5 protein-coding genes are annotated in these 5,635 nt (G+C 59.2%); all 5 read left to right on the top strand.

The annotated features are described in order from the left end of the window. Nucleotides 1-147 precede the first annotated feature (147 nt). Nucleotides 148-411, top strand: a complete 264-nt coding sequence (locus QPL95_RS18230; RefSeq protein WP_303292341.1) for an MBL fold metallo-hydrolase RNA specificity domain-containing protein — start codon at nt 148-150, stop codon at nt 409-411. Nucleotides 412-586: 175 nt separating this feature from the next. Continuing rightward, nucleotides 587-1,549, top strand: a complete 963-nt coding sequence (locus QPL95_RS18225) for an HlyD family secretion protein (protein WP_162893663.1) — start codon at nt 587-589, stop codon at nt 1,547-1,549. A gap of 6 nt (nt 1,550-1,555) precedes the next feature. Then, nucleotides 1,556-3,286, top strand: coding sequence for an ATP-binding cassette domain-containing protein (locus tag QPL95_RS18220; RefSeq protein WP_303292340.1), 1,731 nt, complete (start codon nt 1,556-1,558; stop codon nt 3,284-3,286). Further along, nucleotides 3,283-4,377: an ABC transporter permease gene (locus QPL95_RS18215; protein ID WP_008172528.1), complete on the top strand. Its 1,095-nt coding sequence runs from the start codon at nt 3,283-3,285 to the stop codon at nt 4,375-4,377. The genes QPL95_RS18220 and QPL95_RS18215 overlap by 4 nt, the downstream gene beginning before the upstream one ends. Then, a complete protein-coding gene (locus QPL95_RS18210) occupies nt 4,377-5,480 on the top strand; it encodes an ABC transporter permease (protein WP_199451728.1) in 1,104 nt (367 codons plus the stop codon). The genes QPL95_RS18215 and QPL95_RS18210 overlap by 1 nt, the downstream gene beginning before the upstream one ends. The last annotated feature ends 155 nt before the right edge of the window (nt 5,481-5,635 follow it).

The raw sequence follows: 5,635 nt of genomic DNA, 5'->3' as shown, positions 1-5,635 counted from the left end.
ATTCAGCTAGCCGCCCCACATACAGGTCAATCATGCTATGAATGAATCGTTCAATCACGCTGGGGCCTGGGGCATCACACTGATCGTTATCGTTCTGGTGTCCTGGTTCTTTTACCGTTACAGGCAGGGGGGACACGAGGCGCCAAAATGGTTGATGGAGCGGAAAGGATCAAGATCCACGGCGACTGGATTCCGGTCAAGGCCCGGCTGGAGGTGTTGAGTGGGCTTTCCGGGCACGGGGATTTCGCAGAGATTGAACAGTGGCTTGCTCAGAGTGACCTGGCCCCCGAAACGCCGATCAACCTGATCCACGGTGATCCGGAGGCGCTGGAGGCGCTGAGGGATCACTTGCGTCAGAACACCCGGTTTGAGGTGGAGGTGGCAGGCTACCAATCCATTTTGCGTCTTTGACGATGCCCTGACGGCCATCTTCGAGGGCGACCTGAATGAGCCGCTTAAGATCCGGCAACGACCTTGCTCGCGGCGGCTGCCGAGTGCTAGAGTGGGTGATCTCATTGGCTGGAGTGAGAGGCAGTGGCCCTGATCCCGGCTCCAACCTGAACAGTAATGTCATAAGGAGTGTTTGGTGAAATCCCAATCCTGGCTCTGGTCTCTGATAGCGGTGTTGGTGCTCGCCGGCGGTTCTTATGGGGTTTTTGTTCTGTTTGGGGAAGAGCCCTTGCCGCAGGGAATCGTCTATGGCAATGGCCATATCGAGGGGCGGGAAGTGTGGATCGCGGCCGAAGTGGCCGGTCGGGTCATCGAGCACCATCTCGCGGAAGGCAGCAAGGTTTCGGCTGGCGACACGGTAGCCGTGATCGACCCCGCCGATGCCAGAGACCGCCTGCGCTCGGCACAGGCCGAGCTGGCCTCGGCGCGGGAAGTCCGTGACGGCTTCGACAGCCAAATCACCACCTGGCGTCATCATCTCAAGAATGCCGAGAAACAACGGCAGCGGATCCGGGACTTGCGGTCCCGCAATCTGGCCAGCTCGAGTGATCTGGATCAGGCGGAAAATGCCGTCAGTGAGGCCCGGGGCCGACTTGAGTCTCTCCAGCGGCAGAAGGATGCCGCCGAAGAACAGGTGGCTGCAAGGGCGGCGCAGGTGGCACTGGCTGAATCGCAACTGGACAAAGCGGAGGTTGCCGCGCCGCTCTCCGGAACCATCCTGATCCGGGCGGTGGAGACGGGAGAGGTTGTCGATACCGGCCAGCCGCTGGCCACGATGGTGAATCTGCAGCAGCTCGAACTCAAGGTCTATGTCCCCGGTGATATCCTCAACCGGATCAGCTTGGGGGATCCCGCCAGAATCCGCGTGGACGGTTTGCCCGGGGACTTTTCCGCCAAAGTCGGCAGGATTGACGATTTCGCCCAGTTCACCCCCCGCGATGTCCACATGCCCGACGAGAGAGTTCGGATGGTCTATGGCGTTACCCTGGTGCTGGATAATCCGGCCGATGCTCTGAAACCGGGTATGCCGGCAGATGCCTGGATTCGCTGGGATCCGGACGCCGAGTGGCCAGCGACCCTCTCGGTTCCGGCGCGCTGAGCCGTCATGTCTTCCCCGGAACCCATCGTCGCCAAAGGCCTTGGCCGCCAATTCGGAGACAATGTTGTCATCGAGCCACTGGATGTTTCCGTTGATCGCGGCCAACGAGTGGGCATTGTCGGTGCTGATGGCGCTGGCAAGACGACGCTGTTACAGATGTTGGCTGGCATCCTGGACCCCACTGTGGGGGAATGCCGGGTCCTGGGCTTCGATACCCGTCGTGAGGCCAAGCAGGTTGCTGCCCGGATTGGCTATATGTCCCAGGGATTTACGCTTTACGATCGACTCAGCGTCAAGGAAAACCTGAGCTTTGCCGCTCGCATCCGGGATGTGCCCGACGAACTCTATCGGGAGCGTTCAGAAAGGTTGCTATCCATGTCGGGGCTTGGCCGCTTTACTGACAGGCCCGCCGCCAAACTGTCCGGTGGCATGCAGAAAAAGTTGTCGCTATGTACCAATCTGGTCCATGAACCGGAGCTGCTGATCCTTGACGAACCGGGGCTCGGCGTCGACCCCCTGTCCCGGCGCCATCTCTGGACCATGCTCGACCGCTTCCGGTCGCAGGGCCTGACCATGGTTGTGGCTACCTCCTACATGGACGAGGCGGAGCGCTGCGACAGGATACTGCTGCTGGAACAGGGCCGCGTTCTTGCGGATGGGTCGCTGGAAGAGCTGCTGAGGCCCGCCGCCGGAAGGGTGTTCACTGTAAATGCTGGAGATACCGGACGAGGCTTGCGGGAGTTGTCCGGCATCCTGGCTCAAATTGACAGCGTCCATTCAGTGCAGTGGTTGCCGGATCACCTGCGACTGGTGATGAACGCGGACATCGCTGAAAACCAGCTCGCCGAGTTATTGCCCGAGGGAACCCACCTGGCGGCGGCCGAGCCCCGGCTCGAGGATCTGTTTGTGCTGCGGACGGACAGGAGGGCCGGCGAGCAGCAGTTTCCGGAATTGGCCCGGCAAGACAGGGGAAAAGAGGAAGGGCTGGTGGCCACCGGCCTGAGCGTCCGCTTCGGACATTTCAAGGCCGTTGACCGGGTGAGTTTCGAGGCGCCATCTGGCGAACTGCTTGCGTTGCTGGGGCCCAACGGGGCGGGCAAGACAACCCTGATCAGGGCCTTGTGCGGGCTGGTGGCCATCGATGAGGGCAACGCCCGGGTGGCCGGGGTGAGCTCCGGCGGGGGTAGCACCGCATTGCGCCGGCAAATTGGTTATATGTCACAACGGTTTTCACTCTATCTGGAACTGACCCCCTGGGAGAATCTCCGCTTCTTTGCCAATGCCTACGGCCTGGCCGGAGGCGCGGCGCGGGCTGCGATCGACTGGGCCAGGGAAGTAACGGGGCTGACAGATATTCCCGACAAGCTCACCGGTGATCTTTCAAGTGCCTTGCGCCAGCGTCTGGCGCTGGCCTGCAGCCTGCTTCACCGGCCCCGGGTCTTGTTCCTTGATGAGCCCACCTCGGGTGTCGATCCCGTCGCCCGGTACCGTTTCTGGCGGGTTATCCGTGAGCTGGCCGCCAGCGGTATGACCGTGCTGGTCACTACCCACTACCTGGAGGAAGCGGCCTATTGTGATCGTTTGGCGTTAATGCAGGACGGGCGGCTGCTTGCACACGGTAGCCGATCATCGCTGAATCATTCGCTCGGCCTCGAAGCCGACGCCACGGTGGAGATGCTCTTCACGGCGGCCATAGAACAGGCGGGAACGGCCAATTCCCGGGCGTTGGGACCATGAAGGCTCATCGGCTTGGAGCCCTCATCGTCAAGGAAAGTCGCGAGCTGATTCGCGACCCGGTTACCATTGCGTTGGCCGTGATCATGCCGCTGATCATGCTTTTTCTGTTCGGCTATGCGGTCAATCTGGATGTGGAACAGGTTGCCGTGGGCATTTACGATCTGGACAACACGCCGGCAAGCCGCGACCTGTCAGCCCGTTTCGACAGCTCGCGGTATTTTCAATTAGAGCAGAAAACGACCGATCTCCGCGATCTGGAGTCGGCACTGCAAAGCTCGACCATCAGCATGGGCGTGGTGATTCCAGCCGGCTTGGCCCGGCAACTGCTCAGAGGCGACGAGGCGCCTGTCCAGGTGATCGTGGACGGCGGCTATCCTGTTCTGGGTCGATTGGCATCGGCCTATGCCGAGGCGGTAATCGCAAATTTCCCCGCCCCGCGTCAGAGCGCCGTCCGGGTCCAGGCCAGGGTCTGGTTCAATCCCTCCCTGCGCAGCGTCAATTTCGTCATCCCCGGGTTATTTGCCGTGATCCTGATGGCGTTCCCACCCCTGCTGACCGCCCTGGCGATCGTGCGTGAGAAAGAGACCGGTACGATTGAGCAGATCTATGCATCGCCGGTCACCTCAACCGAGTTTGTTGTCGGCAAGCTGGTGCCCTACGGTCTGGTGGCTTTCCTGGAGATTCTTATGGTCATGGTGGTGGGGTTTGCCTGGTTTCAGGTCCCCATTGCCGGCAGCCCGATACTGCTGCTGACGTCCGCTTTCGTTTATGTGCTGACCACGGTGGGTATCGGCCTGTTGGTCTCATCCCTGGTCCGTACCCAGTTGGCGGCCATGTTGATAACGCTGATTGTCACCTTGATGCCGTCGTTTTTGTTTTCCGGTTTTCTGTTCCCTCTGTTCACCATGCCTCTTGCCCTGCAACTGTATAGCTGGCTTTTCCCTGCCGGTTATTTTATGGAAATCTCCCGGGGCATCGTACTGAAATCAGCCGGCCTTGAAGCCGTTCTGCCAAATCTGATGATGTTGATCGTCTATACGGTCCTGGTATTTGTCTTCGCGGCCTGGCGAATGAAGCAGAAGGTGGCCTGATGGGAATTGCCTTATTTGGTTTGTTGCGCAAGGAGCTCGTGCAGTTCTTTCGTGACCGGTTGATACTGACCCTGATACTTTGGCTTTACACCATTGAAGTCGTCATCTGTGCCGTTGCGCTCAGTTTTGATGTAAGCCACCTGCCCCTGGCGGTGGTGGACGAGGATCGCAGCGCCTTGAGTCGCTCGTTGATCCAGAAATTTGCGGTGAGCGAAACCTTCGACCTGAAATTTCAGGAAACCCGTGTGGCAACCGCCACTGACCTCCTGGAGAAAGGTGATGCCACCATGGTGTTGGTCGTTCCCGCCGGGTTCGAAGGTGCTCTTCTCGCTGGCAAGAGTGCTCAGCTCCAGTTGCTCCAGGACGGCACCAATTCCAACATTGCCGCCAATGCCGTCAATGATGCTCTGCAGATCGTCCAGCGCCAGGAGCGCGAAGCGCTCCCTGCTGCCGGGAAGAAGGGGGTCGCGGTACCCCTGATCCGTATCTGGTATAACCCCGATCTGACAACATCGGGTTTTATCGTGTTATCGATGATTGCTCTGGCCGGTATGATGGTGGGCGTTATTCACCCGGCCGCCTCTATTGTCCGGGAAAAGGAGCGAGGCACTATCGAGCAGCTGCTGGTGACGCCCATTTCCACCCTGGAACTGTTCCTGGCCAAGGTCACACCCACGCTGATCATGGGCGTACTGTCCATCTTTCCGAGTTTGGTGATTGTTAGAGTCTTTGATGTGCCCCTTCAGGGCAGTCTGCTTTTATTTCTGGTGCTGACCGCCATCTTTTTGCTCAGTGCGATTGCGCTGGGCGTACTGATTGCCGCCTACAGCCGGACCCTTCAGCAGGCGTTGCTGCTCTCCTTTTTCGGACTTTTCCCGCTGATGTTCCTGTCGGGCAGTTTGACACCGGTAGAAACCATGCCGCCTTTCCTGCAAAGCCTCTCCCTGCTGAGTCCACTGCGTTATTACATGGATATCATCGTCGGTATTTTCCTCAAAGGCGCCGGCCTGGCGGTTCTCTGGGATGAGGCTCTCGCCTTGCTGGTAATCGGTGTCACGCTGTTTATTTTCTCCCTTTGGGTCTTTCGACGCCGGGTACAATGAGATCGGTTGGGTGAGTGCCTGACGTTTGTCGTTACCGAAACGCCGATCAACTTGATTCATGGAGACCCTGATGCGCTGGAGGCCATGAAGGATCACTTGCGTCAGAACACCCGGTTTGAGGTGGATGTGGCAGGCTACCAATCCATTTTGCGTCT

The sequence above is a fragment of the Marinobacter sp. SS5-14b genome (assembly GCF_030541005.1).
Lineage (GTDB): Bacteria > Pseudomonadota > Gammaproteobacteria > Pseudomonadales > Oleiphilaceae > Marinobacter.
Note: the sequence above shows the minus strand (reverse complement) of the source record. Positions and strands in the feature narration are given on the sequence as shown.